The sequence below is a fragment of the Chryseobacterium sp. CH25 genome, assembly GCF_004119455.1.
Classification (GTDB): domain Bacteria; phylum Bacteroidota; class Bacteroidia; order Flavobacteriales; family Weeksellaceae; genus Chryseobacterium.
Genome location: NZ_NRQT01000002.1, coordinates 458,213 through 478,927, shown reverse-complemented (window position 1 = coordinate 478,927; position 20,715 = coordinate 458,213). Strand labels below are relative to the sequence as shown.

Below are 20,715 nucleotides of genomic sequence, written 5' to 3'. Positions count from 1 at the left end.
TTTTACAACATGATTTCTCCACAGGATTTTCAAAAGCTAAAATATGATACTCTTAAGTATTTCTGGGGCTACACCGGCTTCAGAGATTCTCAGGAAGAAATCATCAATGCTGTTATCAATGAAAAAGATACTCTGGTCCTGCTTCCTACAGGTGCCGGAAAATCATTATGTTATCAGCTTCCCGCTTTATTAAAAGAAGGAACTTGCCTGGTGATCTCGCCACTGCTTGCTTTAATGAAAGATCAGGTGAACCAGCTTAAATTCCGGGGCATAGAAGCAGAATATCTATCCTCTGAATTGGATGAGTATGATGCAGAAGCCATTTACAATCGTTGTAAAGAAGGCATTACCAAACTGCTTTATGTATCTCCGGAAAGATTAACCAATATTCAGTTTCTTCAAAATATTGAAGAAATTGAGCTCTCATTTATTGCTGTTGATGAAGCCCACTGTATTTCCGAATGGGGACAGGATTTTCGTCCAAGCTATCAGAATATAAAAGGTTTTAGAAGCAATAATCCTGAAATCCCTTGTCTGGCACTTACTGCAACGGCTACTCCAAAAGTTCTGGATGAGATCAAAAACAAACTTGAACTTAGAAATCCGGCTGTTTTTCAGAAAAGTTTTAAAAGAGATAATATAAGGATCTTTACAGAAGAAGTCTCTGATAAATTCCAGCGTGTTCTGGATATTTTAAAATACAATACAGATTCGGGAATTGTATATGTAAGAACCAGAAAAGAAGCAGAACTGCTTTCCGAATTTTTAAAGAAAAATCATCTGAAAAATGTAGACTACTTCCATGCCGGTTTAACTACAAAAGAGAAAAATACAAGGCAAAATACATGGAACAACAGTGACAATCAGGTTTTAATTTCCACCAATGCTTTTGGAATGGGTATTGACAAAGATAATGTACGTTTTGTTCTTCACTACTCTCCTGCTGCTTCCCTTGAAAATTATTATCAGGAAATCGGAAGAGCCGGAAGAGATGGTAAGGAAAGTTTTGCATTCATGCTATGGAATAAACAGGAGCTTTTGAATTTCGATCAAATCCTCAAAAATCAAACTCCCAATAAGGCTGAATTTTTAAAGATCATAAGCTACCTCTACTCTATTTTCCAGGTAGCAGAATTTGAATTACCTGAAAAAACATTTCAATTAAATACTGCTGGAATACAAAATTTCACTAAGCTTTCAAAAGCCAAGATCAATAATGTTCTCAACTTCCTGCATAATCAGGAAATCATTTATTACAACGACAATAAAAGCCTTTCTTCTCTGGAGCTTTTTATTAAGTCTGATGAAATTGATCAGCTACCCCAAAAAGATGCTTATTTCATAGAGCTTCTACTCCGTACCATGTCCGGAATCACTACCCATAAAGTAATGTTCAGTGAGCAACAGGTCAGCAATAAAATTGAAGTAGGCGTCCCTTTAATCAAAGAACGTTTAAAAGAGCTTCAACAGAAAAACTATCTTGAATACATAGACGGAGCTTTATCCAGCATCAAATTTCTGAAACCCCGTGATGAAAGAGCTGTTAATAATGCGTACTGGAAACTTTTTGAACACATCCAGCGAAACAAAATCCAGAAATGGGAAGAAATGAAGTTTTACGTTGAGGATAAAGATTATTGTAAAATGAAACTTATTCTGGCTTATTTTGGAGAAAAAAATTCAAAAAACTGTGGCCAGTGTTCTGTGTGTGAAAAGAATAAACAATCTATTTTCGGAAAAAATATTTCCCAGCAGATCATCAATGTATTGGCAAAGAAATCAGCTACTATAGAAGAACTTTCTGTACAGCTGAGTTATCATTCCAAAGAAAGTATTCTGGAAAATTTAATATTCCTGCTAGACTCCGGAAAGGTAAAAATGCTGAACTTCAGAACGTATGCGCTTAATCATGAGTAATGAGTAATGGGGTAATTTACATCCTACTCCCTCGAATCACGAACCTCGAGTCTCACATATCAACTACAAAAACTTATCTTTGCAGTATGAAATCATTGAAAGTCGTTTTTTTAGGTACTCCTGAGTTTGCAAAGACATCATTGGAGTCTATTCATCAATCTCATCATCAGGTTGTAGGTGTTGTAACCGTAGCAGATAAAGCAAGCGGACGTGGTCAGAAAATCAACCAGTCCCCAGTAAAAGTATACGCTTCAGAAAATAATATTCCTGTTTTCCAACCAGAAAAATTAAGAAACCCTGAATTTTTAGAGGAACTTAGAAAGCTGGATGCTGATGTTTTTGTTGTAGTTGCATTCAGAATGATGCCTAAAATTCTTTTTGAAATGCCAAAAATGGGAACCTTCAACCTTCATGCTTCTCTCCTTCCGGATTATAGAGGGGCTGCTCCCATTAACTACGCTGTAATCAATGGGGAAGAAAAGACAGGGGCAACTACTTTCTTCATTAATGAAAAGATAGACGAAGGAAATATTCTTCTTCAGCAAGAACTTGATGTTTTACCCGATGAAAATGCAGGTACCCTTCATGACAGATTAATGGAAATGGGTTCAAAATTGGTAGTAAAAACATTGGACGGATTAGCAGATAATGCTATTGAAGAAAAACCTCAGCCACAGGTAGAACATCCAAAAAACGCTTATAAAATATTTAAAGAAGATACCAGAATTAATTGGGAAGCACCTTCTAAAACAGTACACCAGTTTATTTTGGGAATGTCTCCTTATCCTGCAGCCTTCACCACTTTAAAAATTGGAGAAGAAGAAAAAGGATTAAAAATATTTGGTGGAAAATTTGAGATTTCCAATCATGGTAAACCTGCAGGAACACTTGATATTTCTAAAAATGAATTTAAAATCTACACTCAGGATGGAGCTTATTTTCCACAGGAACTTCAGTTAGAAGGTAAGAAAAGAATGACTGTAAAAGATTTCCTGAATGGTTTCAGAAACTTTGATGAAATAACATTATAATTTAGTACACAACTGAATTTTAATTATAAATAAAAAGCCACAACACTTATTTCTGTTGTGGCTTTTTTATCTGTTATTATTTTAAATCAAAAAATAATTCCCATTTTCTCTAAGATTTCTTTACAATATTTTTGCGAACTCTACTTAGTGATTCGGGAGTTACTCCCAAATAGGCAGCGATCTGAATATTGGTAAGACGATGAGCAATTTGAGGATACTTTTTTAAAAATTCAAGATAACGTTCTTCTGAAGATTTGCTTAAATTATCAATAATCCTACGCTGTAATGCTATAATTGAGCTCTGAAATTTGAGCCTCATCAGTCTTTCCACCTCCGGCATTTCCTGGTATAACTGCTCTTTATCCATTTTTGAAATCAATAGAATTTCACTGTCTTCGAGAGCCTGAATAGTAAGTTTAGAAGGAATCCTGTTGATAAAGCTATCTATATCAGAGATCCACCAGTTTTCAATAGCAAAATATAAAATTTGTTCGGCAGCATTTCTGTCTGTATGAAAAACCTTAAAGCAGCCGCTCACTACGAACCCTTCAAAATCACAGATACTTCCTTCCGTTAATAAAAATTGTTTCTTCTTTATTTTTCGGTAGGTAAAGGCACTGCAGTATCTTTCCAGCTTTTCATCTGAAATATTAACATACTCCCGGATATGTTTTTGTAAAGGCTCGGTCATGGCTTAAAAATAAAAAAAGGTTTAGAAAAATCCTAAACCTTTTATTTTATATGGTAAAAAATCATTTAAAGTAAAACAAATTCACTATTGATTCTTCTCTTTTTATAGTTGTACCAACTCAGTTACCTCTACATCGTATCCCCCAACCTGAGGCTTGATACCAGGATTTTGAGTGATTACTTTAAACTTGTTGATTCCTAAATTCTTTAAGATCTGCGTTCCAATACCGTAATCTCTGTAGTTGTATGCTAAAGTAGGGTGCTGCTCCTGCCCATCCTGATAATTAAGGAACTGCTGAAGCTTTCTTAATGTATTTTCAGAATTGGAAACGTTGTTGATGAAAATAATAGCTCCTTTTCCGGCTTCGTTGACCATGTTGGTAACTTTTTCCAATAAAGGTTTTTCACCATTGTTTAATCTTGTTAATACATCAAAATAAGAATCAGAAGACTGTACTCTTACCAATACCGGCTCATCTACTGTCCATGCTCCTTTTGTTAATGCAAAATGGATCTGATCGTTAGAAGTCTCTCTGAAAGCATAAAAGTCAAACTCTCCGTAGTGTGTTTTTACTTTTTTCTCTTCTAATCTTTCAACAAGATTTCCTTTTTTAAGCTGATAGTGGATCAAATCTTCAATAGAAACAATCTTCATATCGTGCTTTTGAGCGAATGCATGAAGTTCAGGTAAACGGGACATTGTTCCGTCTTCGTTCATGATTTCGCAGATTACACCACCTTCTTTTAATCCTGCCAAGTGAGTAAGGTCAATAGCAGCTTCAGTATGTCCTGCTCTTTTCAATACTCCACCTTTTCTTGCACGAAGCGGGAAAATGTGTCCTGGTCTCATGAAATCTGTAGGCTTAGATTTTTCATCCATCAAAGCTAAAATTGTTTTTGCTCTGTCTCCTGCAGAAATACCTGTAGAAGTTCCGTTTCCTAAAAGGTCAACAGATACGGTGAAAGCAGTTTCTTTAGGATCGCTGCTTCTGCTTACCATTACTTCAAGACCTAGCTCATCGCATCTTTTTTCAGGAAGTGGCATACAGATAAGCCCTCTTCCGTGAAGTGCCATGAAGTTGATAATTTCTGGTGTTGTTAGTTCTGCTGCACAAAGAAAATCTCCTTCATTCTCTCTGTCTTCATCATCTACTACTATGATTATTTTCCCATTTCTAAGGTCTTCAATGGCCTCCGGAATAGTATTTAATTTAATATCAGACATTTTTACTTTTTATTTGAGTGCAAAGATACTCATAAAAATAAGCATCTGCCAATTTATATGGATGGTTTATTACGCTTTGGATAAGGAGTTCACCGCTTCTCTGATAATCTCGTAAGATCTTAATCTTTTCTGATGATCGTAAATATGTGAATTAATCATCAGTTCGTCTACATTAAATCTATTCTGGAAGTCTTTAAGTTTCTCCTGAATCTCAGCCTGATCTCCGATAAAAGTATATCTCAGCTTCTGTAAAACCATAGATTTTTCCATAGGTGACCAGATTTCATCCATATCATCTACCGGCGGTGCAAATGGCTTTCTGTCGTTTCTCACGATATTGATAAATGCCTGAAATAAAGTAGTAGAAATTTTATGAGCTTCCTCAGAAGTTTCTGCTGCTACTCCATTTACACAGGCAATGATATAAGGTTTATCTGAATACGCTGAAGGCTGAAAATGTTCCCTGTAAATTTTAAAAGCCATTTCCATCTGTTCCGGGGCAAAATGTCCCGCAAAAGCATAAGGCAATCCAAGTTCCGCAGCCAGCCATGCACTGTCTGTACTGGAACCTAAAATATAAAGCGGAATATCCAATCCTTCTCCCGGAATGGCACGTACCATTGCATCCGAATTTTCTTTGGAAAAATATCTTTGAAGTTCCAGAATTTGTCTTGGAAACTGCTCATTAATAATGGCTGGATTTCTTCCAAGAGCCTGAGCGGTTAATCCATCTGTACCGGGAGCTCTACCCAATCCAAGATCAATTCTTCCCGGGAAAAGAGACTCCAAGGTTCCGAATTGTTCAGCAATAATCAGAGAACTGTGGTTAGGAAGCATAATTCCCCCTGAACCTACTCTGATCTTTTTTGTTCCATTGGCTATGAAACCAATTAAAACAGAAGTGGCAGAACTGGCTATGCTTTCCATATTGTGGTGTTCAGCCAACCAGAATCTTTTATAATCTAAGCCTTCTGCGTGATTGGCTAAGGACAGACTGTCCTGAAAAGTATCATGAATGCTTTTCCCTTGCTTTACCGGCGCAAGGTCTAAAACAGAAATTTCAAAATTTTTCATATTGAGATGTTAATTTTTAAGGTGATACAGAATCATCCTTTTCTAAATGATATTAAAAACCATACAAATTTAAAACTTCTGAACTTCATTAGTTACTTTTTGTAATTAATAGGATCTATTGATGAGTTCAGGGAAAAACTATTGGAAATGAATTTTTATTCAATCCGTTTTGTTTATATATTTTTAGAATGTAAAATTCTTAATTAGTGTTGTATATTTGAGTATAAACTATTCCATGAAAAAAATATTTCTCCTTCTCTTTTTTATAGAATCTTTAATTTGTTGTAATCCTAAAAACCAAGACAGTTCCAAAAGAATTGCTAATTCAAAATACTATACAAAATCAGATACAGTACTTATTACTGCAGAAATAGCTGATACCATCAAGTATGATAAAAAAAGTTTCAATGAATTAATTGATAAACATCCTGAATTTTTTCAAGATTGGCCTGAAAATCCAGATAAATTCTATTTCTGTTTTGGAAATAATACAGAATTTGGAAGTGAAGCAGGTAAGGATCATTATTATACATTGTATACATATTTTTTAAAACAACGGAATGGATTTGAAAAATATACAGAACAGCGCAAGACACTTATCCATATTTTCTCTAATATCAATTCAATATTTGGTCATATTGCATACGGAGGCTCCTATTTTGGCCATCAAGGAAAAAGGATTCCTGCATATGCTGAATATCTAATTTTTTTGTCTTCAATTGATAAAGAGAAAGAGTCTGAAATAGATCATTATGATATTTCAAAACAAAAGAAGCTTTATATCCAAACTTTAAGACAAATAATTGAAGATGAAAATAGCATTGATTTTGAATCTGTAGGAAAGGAGAAAATTGATAGAATAAAAAAAATAAATTTACTTGTTGATGAAATTGAGCAACTTATAACAAGTTCTTATTATCTTCGTTCTGCTCAAAATTTTCATTATCAGTATTATACTAAAATATGAAAACAAAAATAATGTATATCGAAAACAAATCCTTCGGACATCACGGGCCTGCATGGATTGGTTTTGTAGAGTTCTCAAAATCCGGACAAACTCTTTATTTTAATAACAAAGCTCTCAAAAAACTTAAGAAACCAGGAATCAATGCCAATCACTTTGATATTGAAACAGGAGAAGGATATTGGGTATCCGGTATTAAGAAAAATGGGCAAAACAGGCATCAATTTGGTGGTGGAAAAATTATGATTGATAGAGATTCCATCAATGAGTATCTGAAGCTGGTAAGTTTTACAAGAATTGATCAAAATCACTTCGAAATTGTTGAATTCTCGGAAACAGATAAAAACAGGTTCAATACAATAGAAAATACAGAAACCGAATTCCGAGATGAAAGTTATCAGGCAACTTTTTATGACAATAACCTTAGAAAACTAATTTTTGATCTTTAATATTTAATTTTCTTAAATACAAAGGTTTTGGCTGATCCCAGTCAAAACCTTTTTTGTTTTTTGGGTTCCTATTTTTCCATATTAATATGCTCTGCTTTAATGAATTATATAAAAATCATTACTCTATTCTTTTAAACCCTTGCAATTTCTTAGTTCACTAAAACTCACGTATTTCAATGATAATAATTCAATAAAAAGAGAAATATTTACTATATTCGTATACCAAATCTTAAAATATTTAATATGAACAACAAAACAAACAACTTGTTTTCTCAGAAAGTATTTACAAAAAAAACTTTCCTGATGAGCCTTATGGTGGCTGCAACATTATCTTCTTGTAGTAAAAGCAATGATGAAATGGCCACTGAAACACAAACCAACTCAGTTAATACAGCCAATCTGAAAAGAGGACAATTAGATGGTCAGGAAATTACATATGAAAGAAAAAATGGAATGAATTTCTTCCAGGGAGATATTGTTCTTTCCGATCAACAACTGGCAGAAGGTGGAACAGCCAGTAAAGGAGGTGCTACATATTCAAGATGGCCTAATCGAACAATTTATTATACCATTGCTGGTAATATGGGTTCTATTAATGTTAATAAGATCAATACTGCGGTTAATGAGTACAATTCCAAGACGAATGCCCGCTGGGTTCAGCGCACCAATCAATCCAACTATGTAGAATTTGTTTTCGGAAGTTCAAACGGATCTGATGGCTGGGCTCATATCGGTTATCAGGGTGGAAAGCAGACTATTTCTCTGGATCAGTATATTTCAGTAGGATCAGTGATTCATGAAATGGGCCATACCGTTGGACTTTATCACGAACATTCACGCCAGGACAGGGATCAGTATGTTAGCATCCAATGGGGAAATATTCAGGATGGACAGGGATATAACTTCAATAAATATACTTCAGGAACAGATATAGGTCCTTTTAATATTAATTCTGTCATGATGTATTGGCCAAACTCTTATTCTAAAAATGGCTTACCTACCATTAAAAGAGCTAATGGCACCAACTTTACGTATAACAGAACAGGATTTACTACCGGAGATATCAATACTATCAATGCGATGTATCCTTAAATCTATAGATCAAAGTCTTATTAAATATAATTCAAAGCAAGAAAAGAATTCCCTAGGAATTCTTTTCTTTTTTATAATTGTAATGGTTAATTAAAATTCTGATCTCATTAAATTCAAAATGATTGGGCAGCGCATTTTTCCACTCCGTTAAGGTCTCATGTGGATTTTTATAAAATTCATCTTCAAACGCTTTGATTTTATCTGAAGTAATCACTCTTGCAATATCCAGCAATCCTTGTTCTGCAAACTTGGCAAGATGACCAATCACGGTTTCTTTTACCAACCCTCTTTCCAATGCAATTTCACCAATGGTTTTTCCCTGTTCAAAAAGTTGGATGGTAAGAACCTGTGACGGAACTTTAACAATTTTCATGCTGACTTCCTTGTCATTCTTTTCATCCAGAAGTCTTGTTTCAAGCAGGTGAATATCTTTCAAACTGTTCAGATATTCCTCAATATCTTCCAGCCAGCTTTTTACTTCTTCATTATATTGCTTCAACCCTTTTGCTCCTTTGATTTCAGCATAAAATTCTTTTAACGGATCAAAAATTTTATTTCTGGTTTCCGTAAAGAAGAAATTAACGGCCCCTTTTGATTTGCTTTCAATTTCGCTCCATTGTTCTTTCTGTTCAATGAAGTTATTCACTTTTTGAAAGATCACACGCTCCAACTTTTCAAAGATTTTTCCAAGATTGGTTGCTTCATGTTTTAACTGAAGATAAAGCTGATTGACTTTAGTGCGATCTATATTTTTAGTTACAGCAGAAAGTTTGTTCCACTCCTCTACTTCATTTAAGAACCACATACAGTCTACTGTGCGAAGTACTTTCCTGATGCTGTAATCATATTTTTCCTGATTCAGAATAGCTTCTACATGATCGTTAGCCACCGTATTGCTGTGGAAACTCAGGATTCTATTGTCTTTAAAGATAACTTCAGGAGTAATTTTTGATTTTAAAACAATTCCTTCCAAAGTTCTACAACGTGATAAAGCTACATATACCTGCCCCGCCGTAAAACTTTTTCCAGCATCAATAATCACCTTATCAAAAGTAAGTCCTTGACTTTTATGAATGGTCACCGCCCAGGCTAATTTAATCGGGAACTGTTCAAAACTTCCCAATACTTCTTCTTTGATTGTTTTATCTGTGTCCAGGAAGTATTTTTTCTGTTCCCAGGTTTCTTTTTTTACGGTAATCTCTTTTTCGCTTTCGTCCAGAACTACACGGATTTCATCTTCATCTAATCCAATGATTTCGCCCAGTTTTCCATTGAAATATTTCTTTTCCCCGGAAATATCGTTTCTGATAAACATGATCTGAGCTCCTATTTTGAGTTCCAGAAACTGATCGTTAGGAAACTGATTTTCTTTAAAATCTCCAACTAATTTAGCCTCATAAGTTTTAGGAGAGACTTTTATTTCCTTCAGTTTCTCCTGATTGATTTCATCTGCCATTTTATTGTGGGAACACAGGTAAACGTAAGATTCTTTACCCATGTCGAAATCTGGATCGTATCTTTTGTTCAGATGATCGAAATCTATATTGGCTACATCACCGTCACGGATTGCATTCAATATTTCAAGAAACTCCTGGTCAGACTGTCTGTAAACTTTTGTAAGCTCAATCGTAACAATCGGAATATCTTTAATGGCGTGGCTATCGAAAAAGAAAGGAGAATCGTAATACATTTTTAAGATATGTTCATCTCTTACCACTGGTGGCAACTGGAACAAATCCCCAATGAACAGCATCTGTACTCCACCAAATCTCTGGTTATTTCTTCTGATAAATCTTAAAGAAAAATCCATCATGTCCAGAACATCCGCTCTCAACATGGAAACCTCATCAATAATAATGATCTCAACCTCTCTTAAAAGTTTGAGTTTATCTTTACGGTATTTAAAATGCGGCATCAGATCGGCAATATTATTTGCCAAACTGGTATCTATCCTTTCTGTTGTAGGTAGAAAAGTTCTAAGGGGCAATCCAAACATAGAATGGATGGTTACCCCACCCGCGTTAATTGCAGCAATCCCTGTGGGTGCAATAACCACATGCTTTTTCTTTGTTCGTCTTACAAAATCGTTAAGAAACGTTGTTTTTCCTGTTCCTGCTTTCCCAGTCAGAAAAACACTTCTGTTGGTGTACTCTATTAAGTCAAAAAAATGATTGTTCATCGTTGTCAAAAATACGGAAATGAATTTGATTTTCTTACCTTGGCATAAGTTTTGAAAATTCTTAAAAAGAAAAAAGTCTACTGTGAAAAAATTTTTACTACCTATTCATGCTATAGTATTATGTGCTACATTAACCCTGATTTCCTGTAATTCAACAAAGAACCTTGACACGAATCTTCCTATAGATATTGCCAACAGACCTGTTGATGAAGACAGCCAGAAATATGATCAGGCACAATTGGATAAATTAAAAGCATCTATTGAATCTGAAGCAAAAGGGGAAGAATGCACGAATGGCAGTGACTGGACTTTTTCTCCTATGGGCGTAAAATCCTGTGGCGAACCTCAACAGTATATCGCTTATCCTAAAAAAATTGAAACTTCAATTCTTCCAAGAATCAGTGAGTATACGGATAAAGTAAGGGTTTTTAACGAAAAATATAATATTATATCTGACTGTACAGTGATTCCCCCTCCTTCATATGTTAAATGTATCAAAGGAGAAGCAAGACTGATTACACCAGACTCAAAATAAAAGTAAAGCAAAGGTTCTATATCAAATCGATACTAAGACTTGATATACAAAGCTCCGTCGTAAGACAGAGCTTTTGTTGTTTTATATTAGAGCTCAGGCTTGAGACTTAAAGATTGGAGATAAAAGACAGCCTCCTCACCCAAAAACATTAAACAAGAAGATCGCACCACGTATCCCGAAATCACGTACCTCGCATCCCGCCTACAACTCGTAATCTTTCACATTCTCTTTATACCAGGATGAATATTTCACATAATTATCTGCAATTCTGTTTACTTCACCTTCCAATAACTGAGCGTTAATATCTTTGATCTTTTTAGCTGGAACTCCACCCCAGACTTCTCCGGATTTAATATGGGTTCCCTGGGTAACTACAGAACCTGCCCCAACGATTGAATTTTCTTCAACCAGGCAGTCATCCATCACAATAGCTCCCATCCCAATCAGTACATTATCTTTAATCGTACATCCATGAACGATAGCATTATGGCCGATGGAAACATTATTTCCAATATTCAAAGGATGTTTCTGGTACGTACAGTGCAACATTGCATTATCCTGAACATTGACTTTGTCTCCCATTTTAATATAATGAACATCCCCTCTGATTACTGCATTATACCAAACGCTGCAATCTTTTCCCATGGTAACATCTCCGATAATGGTAGCGGTTTCAGCTAAAAATGTATTCTCTCCGATCTGTGGTATTTTCCCTAAAAGTTCTTTTATAAGTGCCATAGTTTTAATTTGAAAATTTAAAAAATAAGCCATTTGAAAATCATCATTTCCTACCTTCTGATTTTTAGCATCTAACTTCTAAATTACAGCGATAGCAAAAATCTAACTCTCAATTTTCAGCTTCTAACTTCTAATGCGTATTTTTGTATCTCAAATTTAACGAAAAAATGCGTACCGTACTTATAGAACCAACTGAAAACCCAAAAGTGATAAAATTTGTAGCAGATTACAATTTGATTCCGGGGTCTTTGGAGTTGGACAGAAATTCAGATATTTCAGAAATTCCTTTAGCACAGGAACTTTTCAATTATCCGTTTGTAGAAAGAATTTTCATTACGGCTAACTTTGTAGCTGTAGCTAAACAGGATACTATTGAATGGGAACACGTAGCGGAAAGCCTGAAAAATGTAATTGAAGACGAATTATTGGCTAACCCAAGAATTTATCTTCAGAAGAAAAAAGAGATGTATCAGATTTATTCTGAGATGACTCCTAACCCTAATGTAATGAAGTTTGTTTCCAGCAAACTGCTTATGGAAGGGTTTGTAGAAGTAAAATCAAGAGAAGCAGCAGAAGAAGTTCCTTTAGCAGCTGCGATCTTTAACGAGTTTGATTTTGCCAAAGAAGTTTTCATTTCTGATAACTTCGTAGCGGTTACGAGAGATAACTCTGTGGAATGGCATGAGGTAATGATCACGGTTCGTGCTCTTATTGCTGATTATCTTCAGAATGGTGGTGAGATTTCTAAAATTGAACCTCAAAAGCACGAAAACCCTGTAGAAAAAATCATCAACAGAGAATATACTGATGATGAGCAGAAGATTTCTGACATTCTAAATGAATATGTAGCTCCGGCTGTGGAAAATGATGGTGGAAAAATTTCTTTAATGGAATATGATGAAGCCAGCAAAACAGCTAAAATGCTTTTACAGGGAGCTTGTTCAGGATGTCCGAGTTCTACCGCTACTCTAAAGAACGGAATTGAAAATATTTTAAAGCAATTCGTTCCGGATCTTGTAGAAAAAGTGGAAGCTGTAAACGGATAATCAATATCTCATGACCAACTCAAAAAAGATCCTCATAATTATTGGTAGTGCTACTAAGAACTCCAGTAATCAGAAACTGATGGAACAGGTATTGGAAAAAAATCCCAATATTCATTTCCAGATGTATGATGATCTTTCTGTTCTTCCTCACTTTAATACCTCATTAACTGATGTGGATACTCCTGAGGAAATTGTACAGATCAGGGAATATATTAATGATTCAGCTGGGGTTATTATTTCTACTCCGGAATATATTTTCAGTATTCCGAGCAGATTAAAAAACCTGTTGGAATGGTGTGTTTCTACAAATGTTTTTCTGGGTAAACCTGTTGCCTTTATTACAGGATCTGCCAGTGGAGAAAAAGGTCATGAAGAATTATTATTGCTTTTAAGAACACTTGGAGCAAAAACTGATGATAAACATCAGCTTTTAATAAAAGGGATAAGGGTAGATTAGAGTCTGATGGCTCGGTTGAAAACAATACCTTTGTTAAAGTATTAGAATTGGTAACGGATTTTGAACAATCTGTTTCATCATTAAAATAAAAAATGTTGGGCAAAAAAGGAATTTTATTAGTCAATTTAGGATCGCCAAGATCTACGGCAGTAAATGATGTAAAAGAATATCTTGATGAATTTTTGATGGACGAGAGGGTAATTGATTACCGTTGGATCTTTCGGGCATTGCTTGTTCAGGGAATTATCCTGAAAACAAGACCTGCAAAATCTGCCGAAGCTTATAAAACGGTATGGACAGATGAGGGTTCACCATTGATCGTCATTACTGAAAAGATTCAGAAAAAACTTCAGAAGCTGGTAGATGTACCTGTAGAAATCGGGATGAGATATGCGGAACCAAGCATTGAAACCGGAATTCAGAAACTCGTAGATCAGGGAATTTCTGAAATCGTTCTTTTCCCATTGTATCCACAATATGCAATGAGTACTACAGAAACCGTTATTGAAAAAGCGGAAGAAGTAAGAAAAAAGAAGTTCCCAAAAGTAAAGATCAATTATATTCAGCCTTTCTATAACAGAGATATTTATATCAACTGTCTTGCGGAAAGTATCAAGGAAAAACTTCCTGAAAATTTTGATGCCCTTCAGTTTTCTTATCATGGAGTTCCGGAAAGACATCTGTACAAAACAGATCCCTCCAACACCTGTAAAATTGATGACGCCAATTGTATTAACAGTCAGGTAGATACTCACAACGCCTATTGCTACAGACATCAGTGTTATAAGACCACTGAAGCTGTGATTGCTAAAATGGGACTTCCAAAGGAAAAAACAATTGTTTCCTTCCAATCCAGATTAGGAAAAGATAAATGGATTGAACCTTATACGGATGAAACGTTGGAAACCATTCCTAAAAAAGGGGTTAAAAACCTTGCAGTAGTTTGTCCGGCATTCGTTTCAGACTGTCTTGAAACCTTAGAAGAGATTTCAGAAGAAGGAAAAGAGCAGTTTATGCATGGTGGTGGAGAAAGCTTCCACTATATTCCATGTCTGAATGATGAAGACCGATGGATTGAAGTGGTGAAAACACTTTGCGAAGAGAAACTGAATGATTTTTATTTAGTATAATCATTTTATCACCATATAAAAGGGCTGCCTCAAGATGAGACAGCCCTTTTACTTTTTATGGAAATATATCGTTTAATTAAAAATTATCGTATGATCCAAACCATGCAAATTCTGTAGTATGCGGAACTGAAACTTTGTTTCCGGCTTTATCATACAGGGTTATTCTGGTCATTGTTTCGGATTCTCCATCCCAGGTTCTTCCTACCCAGTTATGATCCAGCTTAAACCCTTCTTTAAACATCTGCTCTGGGACATGTATGGATGTAGATGTTGGAGTAAAGTACTTAGTGTATGATCTTGTGATATACGCTCCTGAGCTGTTACTTCTGAATGAAATATCAATATCCATTCTTGAGAATTCATTGGTGTTGTTAGAATTCGCTTTCAGGTTAATTACTTTTACTCCTCCAAATCCTGTCCAACGTTTATCTCCTTTGTAAACATAAGTAACAAGTTTAGCTCTGTCAACGCTTGTAGGGTTATCCAATTCAAGAGTTTCATCACCGGCTACACTTCTCATTTGAGTAAAGATAGGATACCCATAGAAATTAGAATCAAATTTTACATTGAACATAGAATACAGATTATCCAATGAATTTCCCCAGAAAGGCTCTGTACTCTTATCTCCCGTAGTCATAACTGTAACCACAGATTTTGATAAAATATCAGTTGTTTCCTGGTTATATCCGCCGCCACCTGAAACTTTCCAGATGTTAAAAGTAGCCTCAATAGCAGATTTTACTTTCTCATAAGAATACTCACTTTCAATTGCCAGATAAGCATACTTCCCGTAAGTTACCTGCTTGGTAAAGTAAGGCTTGCTGGTAAAGTATTGAGAAGGAACACCTGTCTGCTGAATAGTTTTAGCATCGTTATTATACTCTGGAGATTTAAAAAATCCATTCTTGCTTGGTTCGAAAATTACATCGAATGAAGTTGCCACAAGTCTTGCAAAATAGATACTCTTATATTTTGTAGTATGTGTATTTTGGGACATTTTTGTAGTGAAGATTGTTCCTAAACCAACATTAAAAGAAAGAGCTTTCTGAACATCTGAATAACTGTAACATTCTGTTGCTGAATAATCAACACTCTTTTTAACTCCTGAATTGATGTAATCATTAAAATTTTTAGATGTAACAGCCTGAGACAGCATATTGCTATAGTTTGTAAACCCTTTTGGGCTGTCTATACCTTCAATAACGTAAGGGTTTGAAAATGCAAAAATCAAATCATATGGATTCTTATCATAATTAACCTCTGAATCAAATGCAAAATTTTCAATCCTGTTTAAAGGGTATACCGCTCCCGGATAGATTGTTGAGCTATTAACACTGATATTCTTTCCGGTTGCCGGGTTAACGCCCGAAGCTCCGGCTTTCATACTGTTGTCTCCAATAAAGATATGATCTTTGTCAATTGTAGATACATCCCAACTGAAAGGCTGATTGTCAAAACGACCCATTTTTTGAGATTGATCAGCATGTAAAATTTCTTCATTATTATTATCCCCAACACAGGAAATAAGGCACAGAGAAACTGCGCAGCAAAATAAGATAATCCGCTTCATTTTTTTATATATTTTTTATTAGAACCCCTATTAATAAAGGGCTCAGCGAATTTAAAAAAATATATTTCATCCAATAGTGATTATATAAATCAAAAATCAAATAAATGAGAAATATCATCAATCAGTGAATAATGCACACAAAATTTGTCCTATTTTCAAATAAAACTTATAGAAAGCGGTATACAAAAAACAAAAGAATCTGCCTCCATAGAGACAGATTCTTCATTTAAGATATATAAGAAATTATTTTTTAATTAAGTTTCCTGCTTTTTGTCCGTTCACGGTTACAATATAAACTCCAGGAAGTATATTGGCTGGCAATTGTATTTCTACTCTATTTGCGCCGTCAATAAGATTAACTTTTTCTGAAAGTTCTTTTCTTCCCGTTAAATTTACAAGTTCAACAATTCCTTTGCCTTCCTTCCCGTTAAACACAACACTAAATCTGTCTGTTGCAGGATTTGGGCTGATGGCATATGAAGACTCATTAGCCGCTGCTGCAATAAGTCCGGCTGCAGAAGTTCCTCCACCTACTCCTACTGCATTCCATGCATTGGTAACCTGTGTTACTTCATTACTACCTGCACCGTAAAGATCTGCAGCAGCCTGTAAAGAATATGTTCTTGTATTGGCATAAGTTGAAGTAGAAGTCAGGTAAGAAGTCAGTGTTCTGTAAGCAATGGCTCCTGCTTTATCTAATCCTATTCCTGAAACATTATATACAAAACCATTATCGTTGGTTCCTGATCCTCCTGTTACCAATAAATAATACCAGAAATTAAGAACTCCTGAATTGGTATGAACCCCACAATAGTCATTAGCCTGACTAGGGCTGGCACATCCTGAAGTGGTAGTTGCTTTCCAATATGTTCCCAAATAGGTATCCGGCTGGCTATAAGCATTAGGATTAGCCATATTTCTAATTACATAACTGAAATCTTCTCCCAGTGTCCAGCTTGCCTGAGTTGGTCTTGCCCATTTTTCTATGGTATTACCAAAGATATCTGAGAATCCTTCGTTTAAAGCACCTGGCTCTCTCTGATAAACAAGATTGGCTGTTTTAGAAGTCATACCGTGGGTAATTTCGTGACCGCAAACATCAAGAGCTGTTAATGGTTTACCACCATTAGTAGTAGAACTTCCGTCCCCATAAGTCATTCTGGACCCATCCCAAAATGCATTAAAATAATTGGTGGAATAATGTACATAAGATTTTATAGCAAAGTTATTGTTGTCAATACTTTTTCTTCCAAACTTGGTATAAAAATAGTCGACAGTCATTTCTGCCCCCCAGTGTGCATCGGTAGCATACTGATCTTTGTTGGTATTGACATTGTTCCATACATTATCTGTATCTGTAAAATCTACTGCTGAAGCATAGCTGGTTCCTTTTTTCAAGTTGTAGGTTTCTACAGACGTTCCGCCATTTCTACCCGTTTCTCTCAGTCTGTAACTTCCATTATAAGAATCAGTCACAATATTTCTGTTTCCACTGTAACCAGTAGTAGCTGTTCCAGGTGTATTTACATCGTGAATAATAGCATCTACACCCAAAACTCTCCCACTTTTAGCATCTACAAATACATATTGTCTGCTTAGAGGTTTCTCCGCATAGATATCGAATTTATACGCTAACTTCAGATCCTTAAGAGTCTCATCGGTAGGCTCAGAATAATAGACCAATTCACCCTTAGGAGCAAAACTGGCATTATCATCTCCAGTTTCTTTTTTAATAAAATTTTCCTCTTCTTTGTTTTGCCATTTATACTGTTCTGCACCTACAAAATTTAAAGCATTCTGTAAGGCAATTTTTTCAGAAATATTAGACTTTTTCTCCACTCCTGACGGAACTTTAAGCACCCATTTTCCAGACTGCCCTACAATTTTACCGTCTTTGGTCTGTACAGCCATCATTCCATATTCAACCGGAATGTCATTTACTGTTTGTTGAAATCTGTGAGTTTCAATACCTAGCTGGTCGATTTCAAGTCCTAATTTTCGGGCTTGTCCTTGTGAAAGCTTCTCAGATCTTTCATCCAATAAAACCGGATTTCCTTGAAAAACAGGTCCATTTTTATCAAATCTTAAGAAATCTGCGTGTAATCCACTTTTACCAGGAATTACTTTTGATGGTGTGTTTTGTCCAAAAACGAAAGAGCAGGCTGCAATGCTTGCTGCCAGAATAAATTTTGTTTTCATAAATAATATTTGTTAAGTGTGAAACGAAGGTAAAAATTTTTCACAATAAACAAACATATTATTTACAAAAAATTCAATTGAAAATATAAATCATTAAACAAACCACAATAATGATTTTAAAACAAAGCGAAATAATTAAAAATAATTTTATTATTTTGAAAATTTTTCATGAATTAAATTCATAAAAATCAATATTTTGTGAATTATTATTTTCGTTATGCAAATCATTTTATTGAATAAAATTCTTATAATTTGAAAGATTTATTAAAAAAATAAGGCTATCTCTGTGGAGACAGCCTTGAATATTTTAAAATAAAGAATATTTTATTTCCTAACCGGAGTTCTGAATTCCCCGTACCCCATCAAGCCATCATAATTTCGGCCAAAAGGAGCAAAGTAAAGAAATGCCTGATAAAGGTTCTCTGTCTGCCAGAAGTTACCGTTCACTTCACCAAAATCTAACGGACCATCTCCCTGTTTTGTAGCAAGAATATAGTTGTAAAACCCTTGCTTCAGAAATAATTTGGCAACATACTGCTTCGTAGCGGCATCATATTGCATTTGATTCTCTTTACTTGGCTTAAAATTATTGAATCCACCCAGAATATAAATATCTTTATCCACCGGATCAGATTCAAGGGAAAAATATACCCATGAATAATCTGCTTCTCTTTCCGCATCCCTTTCTCTTCCCAGATCATTTCTTCTGTAATACCAAGCTCCGTTTACATCGGGTTGATACTGATAATTTAAAGGAAATGCCCAAACCGGATGTAAATAGGTATGATTGGCATCATCTTTTACTTCCACTGCACGAACCATGTCTGCTGCAGTATTCAGGTTTTTATTATCGAAATAATAAAACTCATTATCTCCCGGGAAAGCAAGATTCATTTGCTGGAAAAGCAGTTGATTCCCCAAAACAGAGCTTGGCTTCAGATTAGAAATCGTCATATTTGGATTATTATTCTGCATCACATTTAAACTCATAGAGTTTACATTGGAAGACAGATCTCCTGCTTTCGGTAATGCCTGTACCTCTATTCTCTGATTGATATTTGGGTTCTTTGCATCTGCAATTCTTGAAACATTCACTCCTAAGGTAGCCATATCTTCCACCAGATAGAACCTTCTTTTGAAAAGAGGTTTGTCTGCAGAATCCTTATAAACAATCAACTCAAAGTTTCCAGATATTTTCGGCTGCATTTTATCATTGGGAAAAACCAGTTTATAATGAGTATACGCCTGCAAGGTATTGAATGAATACTGAAACTTATCCAATAGTGCATTCATACTGCCTGTAGCAATTTCTGTAAAGAACAGATTATCATCATTCCAGTTTCTGTCGTAATGTTTGATGGTATACCGATAGATCTCGCTGCCATTCGTAAGATCATCAAAACTCAACACCAGTTGTTCACCAAACTTGATGACTGGTGTTTCATCATTTGTCTGAGGGTTAAACAGCTGTATGCTTTGGATATTTTGTCCATACACCAGCCCACCCAGGGAAAGTAAGAGTATTCGCAAAGTTTTCATTATGACGAAGATAACGAAAAATAGCCATTTTCTTAATAATATCGTATTTTTGAATAAAAATATTGAGACTATGCTTCAGATTCAAGGCTTCGTATGCAACTTTGCAAGTGAGAATACCTACATTCTTTATAATGAAAACAAAAACGCCTGGTTAATTGATCCGGGAAATATGAATGAACAGGAGACCAGAGCCATTGATAACTTTATTAAAGAAAAAGAACTGAACATTCAGAAAATTCTTTTAACACATGCTCATATTGATCATGTTTTAGGTCTTCAGTGGGCATTTGACACCTTCAAAGTTCCGGTGAATATGCATCAGGAAGACCAGGAAGTTCTTGATATGCTTCAGGCAAGTGGAATGAGATTCGGGTTCCCTGTTGATCCTGTAAAAGTAGATATTGAATATGTAAACGAAGGAGAGGAACTTGAACTGGACGGAGAAAAGTTTAAAATTTACCATGTTCCGGGACATTCTCCTGGAAGTATTGTTTACCATAATGAAAACCAAAAATTCATGATCTCCGGTGATGTTTTATTTGAAGGCAGCATCGGAAGAACAGATCTATACAAAGGAAATTACGAACAGTTAATTGACGGTATCAAAACAAAACTTTTCGTTCTAGATCCTGAAACGCAGGTTTTCTCTGGTCACGGAAATCCTACTTCAATTGGGTTTGAAAAGCAGTATAATCCTTTTTTTAAATAAGGTAATCGGGTTTGAGAGTCGGAGAGTTTGAGGGTTTTAGAGTGTACGCATTTTTGTCATTCTGAAAGAATCTAAACATCGGATTTTTAATAATAGGATTGAAGTAGAATGAATAAATCTAAAATACATTTTCGGATTATCATAATCTACAAATTATGTATAATACTCCCT

General features: G+C 35.2%; 18 protein-coding genes. 10 read left to right on the top strand and 8 right to left on the bottom strand.

The window, feature by feature from the left end; genetic code table 11:
- The first annotated feature begins 9 nt into the window (after nucleotides 1-9).
- Together BOQ64_RS07540 and fmt are read left to right on the top strand one after the other, a co-directional pair.
- Nucleotides 10-1,917 carry an ATP-dependent DNA helicase RecQ gene (locus BOQ64_RS07540; RefSeq protein ID WP_129054670.1) on the top strand — a complete coding sequence of 636 codons (1,908 nt, stop codon included), beginning with the start codon at nucleotides 10-12 and terminating at the stop codon, nucleotides 1,915-1,917.
- An 86-nt stretch (nucleotides 1,918-2,003) separates the two neighbouring features.
- Complete coding sequence (gene fmt / locus BOQ64_RS07535; protein WP_129054668.1) at nucleotides 2,004-2,948, top strand: methionyl-tRNA formyltransferase; 945 nt, start codon at nucleotides 2,004-2,006, stop codon at nucleotides 2,946-2,948.
- A 109-nt stretch (nucleotides 2,949-3,057) separates the two neighbouring features.
- Here the strand turns inward: fmt and BOQ64_RS07530 are convergent, their stop codons facing one another.
- The 3 genes from BOQ64_RS07530 to BOQ64_RS07520 all read right to left on the bottom strand — a co-directional run bounded on the left by BOQ64_RS07530 (nucleotide 3,058) and on the right by BOQ64_RS07520 (nucleotide 5,937).
- Entirely contained in the window at nucleotides 3,058-3,639 is a 582-nt protein-coding gene (locus BOQ64_RS07530; RefSeq protein WP_129054666.1) for a Crp/Fnr family transcriptional regulator, read from the bottom strand.
- A 102-nt stretch (nucleotides 3,640-3,741) separates the two neighbouring features.
- On the bottom strand, nucleotides 3,742-4,863 hold the full coding sequence (ribB, locus tag BOQ64_RS07525; RefSeq protein WP_129054664.1) for a 3,4-dihydroxy-2-butanone-4-phosphate synthase: 1,122 nt from the start codon (nucleotides 4,861-4,863) through the stop codon (nucleotides 3,742-3,744).
- Between the two features lie 69 nt (nucleotides 4,864-4,932).
- Nucleotides 4,933-5,937, bottom strand: coding sequence for an LLM class flavin-dependent oxidoreductase (locus BOQ64_RS07520; protein ID WP_129054662.1), 1,005 nt, complete (start codon nucleotides 5,935-5,937; stop codon nucleotides 4,933-4,935).
- A gap of 235 nt (nucleotides 5,938-6,172) precedes the next feature.
- On the opposite strand from BOQ64_RS07520, the gene BOQ64_RS07515 reads away from it, so the two are divergent.
- The 3 genes from BOQ64_RS07515 to BOQ64_RS07505 all read left to right on the top strand — a co-directional run bounded on the left by BOQ64_RS07515 (nucleotide 6,173) and on the right by BOQ64_RS07505 (nucleotide 8,442).
- Nucleotides 6,173-6,904, top strand: a complete 732-nt coding sequence (locus tag BOQ64_RS07515) for a hypothetical protein (protein ID WP_129054660.1) — start codon at nucleotides 6,173-6,175, stop codon at nucleotides 6,902-6,904.
- The gene (locus BOQ64_RS07510; protein WP_228448261.1) at nucleotides 6,901-7,350 is read left to right on the top strand and encodes a hypothetical protein; all 450 of its coding nucleotides are present in this window, start codon (nucleotides 6,901-6,903) and stop codon (nucleotides 7,348-7,350) included. The genes BOQ64_RS07515 and BOQ64_RS07510 overlap by 4 nt, the downstream gene beginning before the upstream one ends.
- Nucleotides 7,351-7,593: 243 nt before the next feature.
- Nucleotides 7,594-8,442 (top strand): M12 family metallopeptidase, encoded by an 849-nt coding sequence (locus BOQ64_RS07505; RefSeq protein ID WP_129054658.1) that lies wholly within the window; start codon nucleotides 7,594-7,596, stop codon nucleotides 8,440-8,442.
- 52 nt (nucleotides 8,443-8,494) lie between these two features.
- Here BOQ64_RS07505 and BOQ64_RS07500 read toward each other — a convergent pair whose 3' ends face one another.
- Nucleotides 8,495-10,621, bottom strand: a complete 2,127-nt coding sequence (locus tag BOQ64_RS07500) for a helix-turn-helix domain-containing protein (protein WP_129059674.1) — start codon at nucleotides 10,619-10,621, stop codon at nucleotides 8,495-8,497.
- Between the two features lie 82 nt (nucleotides 10,622-10,703).
- On the opposite strand from BOQ64_RS07500, the gene BOQ64_RS07495 reads away from it, so the two are divergent.
- Complete coding sequence (locus BOQ64_RS07495; protein WP_129054654.1) at nucleotides 10,704-11,156, top strand: hypothetical protein; 453 nt, start codon at nucleotides 10,704-10,706, stop codon at nucleotides 11,154-11,156.
- A gap of 201 nt (nucleotides 11,157-11,357) precedes the next feature.
- Here the strand turns inward: BOQ64_RS07495 and BOQ64_RS07490 are convergent, their stop codons facing one another.
- Nucleotides 11,358-11,894, bottom strand: a complete 537-nt coding sequence (locus BOQ64_RS07490) for a gamma carbonic anhydrase family protein (protein ID WP_065395062.1) — start codon at nucleotides 11,892-11,894, stop codon at nucleotides 11,358-11,360.
- Between the two features lie 167 nt (nucleotides 11,895-12,061).
- On the opposite strand from BOQ64_RS07490, the gene BOQ64_RS07485 reads away from it, so the two are divergent.
- The 3 genes from BOQ64_RS07485 to hemH all read left to right on the top strand — a co-directional run bounded on the left by BOQ64_RS07485 (nucleotide 12,062) and on the right by hemH (nucleotide 14,527).
- Nucleotides 12,062-12,940 carry a NifU family protein gene (locus BOQ64_RS07485; RefSeq protein ID WP_129054652.1) on the top strand — a complete coding sequence of 293 codons (879 nt, stop codon included), beginning with the start codon at nucleotides 12,062-12,064 and terminating at the stop codon, nucleotides 12,938-12,940.
- A 10-nt stretch (nucleotides 12,941-12,950) separates the two neighbouring features.
- A complete protein-coding gene (locus BOQ64_RS07480; RefSeq protein WP_129059673.1) occupies nucleotides 12,951-13,397 on the top strand; it encodes an NADPH-dependent FMN reductase in 447 nt (148 codons plus the stop codon).
- A gap of 95 nt (nucleotides 13,398-13,492) precedes the next feature.
- Nucleotides 13,493-14,527 carry a ferrochelatase gene (gene hemH / locus BOQ64_RS07475; RefSeq protein WP_129055871.1) on the top strand — a complete coding sequence of 345 codons (1,035 nt, stop codon included), beginning with the start codon at nucleotides 13,493-13,495 and terminating at the stop codon, nucleotides 14,525-14,527.
- Between the two features lie 76 nt (nucleotides 14,528-14,603).
- Here hemH and BOQ64_RS23445 read toward each other — a convergent pair whose 3' ends face one another.
- The 3 genes from BOQ64_RS23445 to BOQ64_RS07460 form a co-directional block, all read right to left on the bottom strand.
- Nucleotides 14,604-16,097 carry a hemolysin gene (locus tag BOQ64_RS23445; RefSeq protein ID WP_185147067.1) on the bottom strand — a complete coding sequence of 498 codons (1,494 nt, stop codon included), beginning with the start codon at nucleotides 16,095-16,097 and terminating at the stop codon, nucleotides 14,604-14,606.
- 243 nt (nucleotides 16,098-16,340) lie between these two features.
- Nucleotides 16,341-18,296: a M4 family metallopeptidase gene (locus BOQ64_RS07465; RefSeq protein WP_129054648.1), complete on the bottom strand. Its 1,956-nt coding sequence runs from the start codon at nucleotides 18,294-18,296 to the stop codon at nucleotides 16,341-16,343.
- A gap of 324 nt (nucleotides 18,297-18,620) precedes the next feature.
- Entirely contained in the window at nucleotides 18,621-19,835 is a 1,215-nt protein-coding gene (locus BOQ64_RS07460) for a DUF5103 domain-containing protein (RefSeq protein ID WP_129054646.1), read from the bottom strand.
- Nucleotides 19,836-19,905: 70 nt separating this feature from the next.
- On the opposite strand from BOQ64_RS07460, the gene BOQ64_RS07455 reads away from it, so the two are divergent.
- Nucleotides 19,906-20,544 carry an MBL fold metallo-hydrolase gene (locus BOQ64_RS07455; protein ID WP_129054644.1) on the top strand — a complete coding sequence of 213 codons (639 nt, stop codon included), beginning with the start codon at nucleotides 19,906-19,908 and terminating at the stop codon, nucleotides 20,542-20,544.
- Nucleotides 20,545-20,715: the final 171 nt, after the last annotated feature.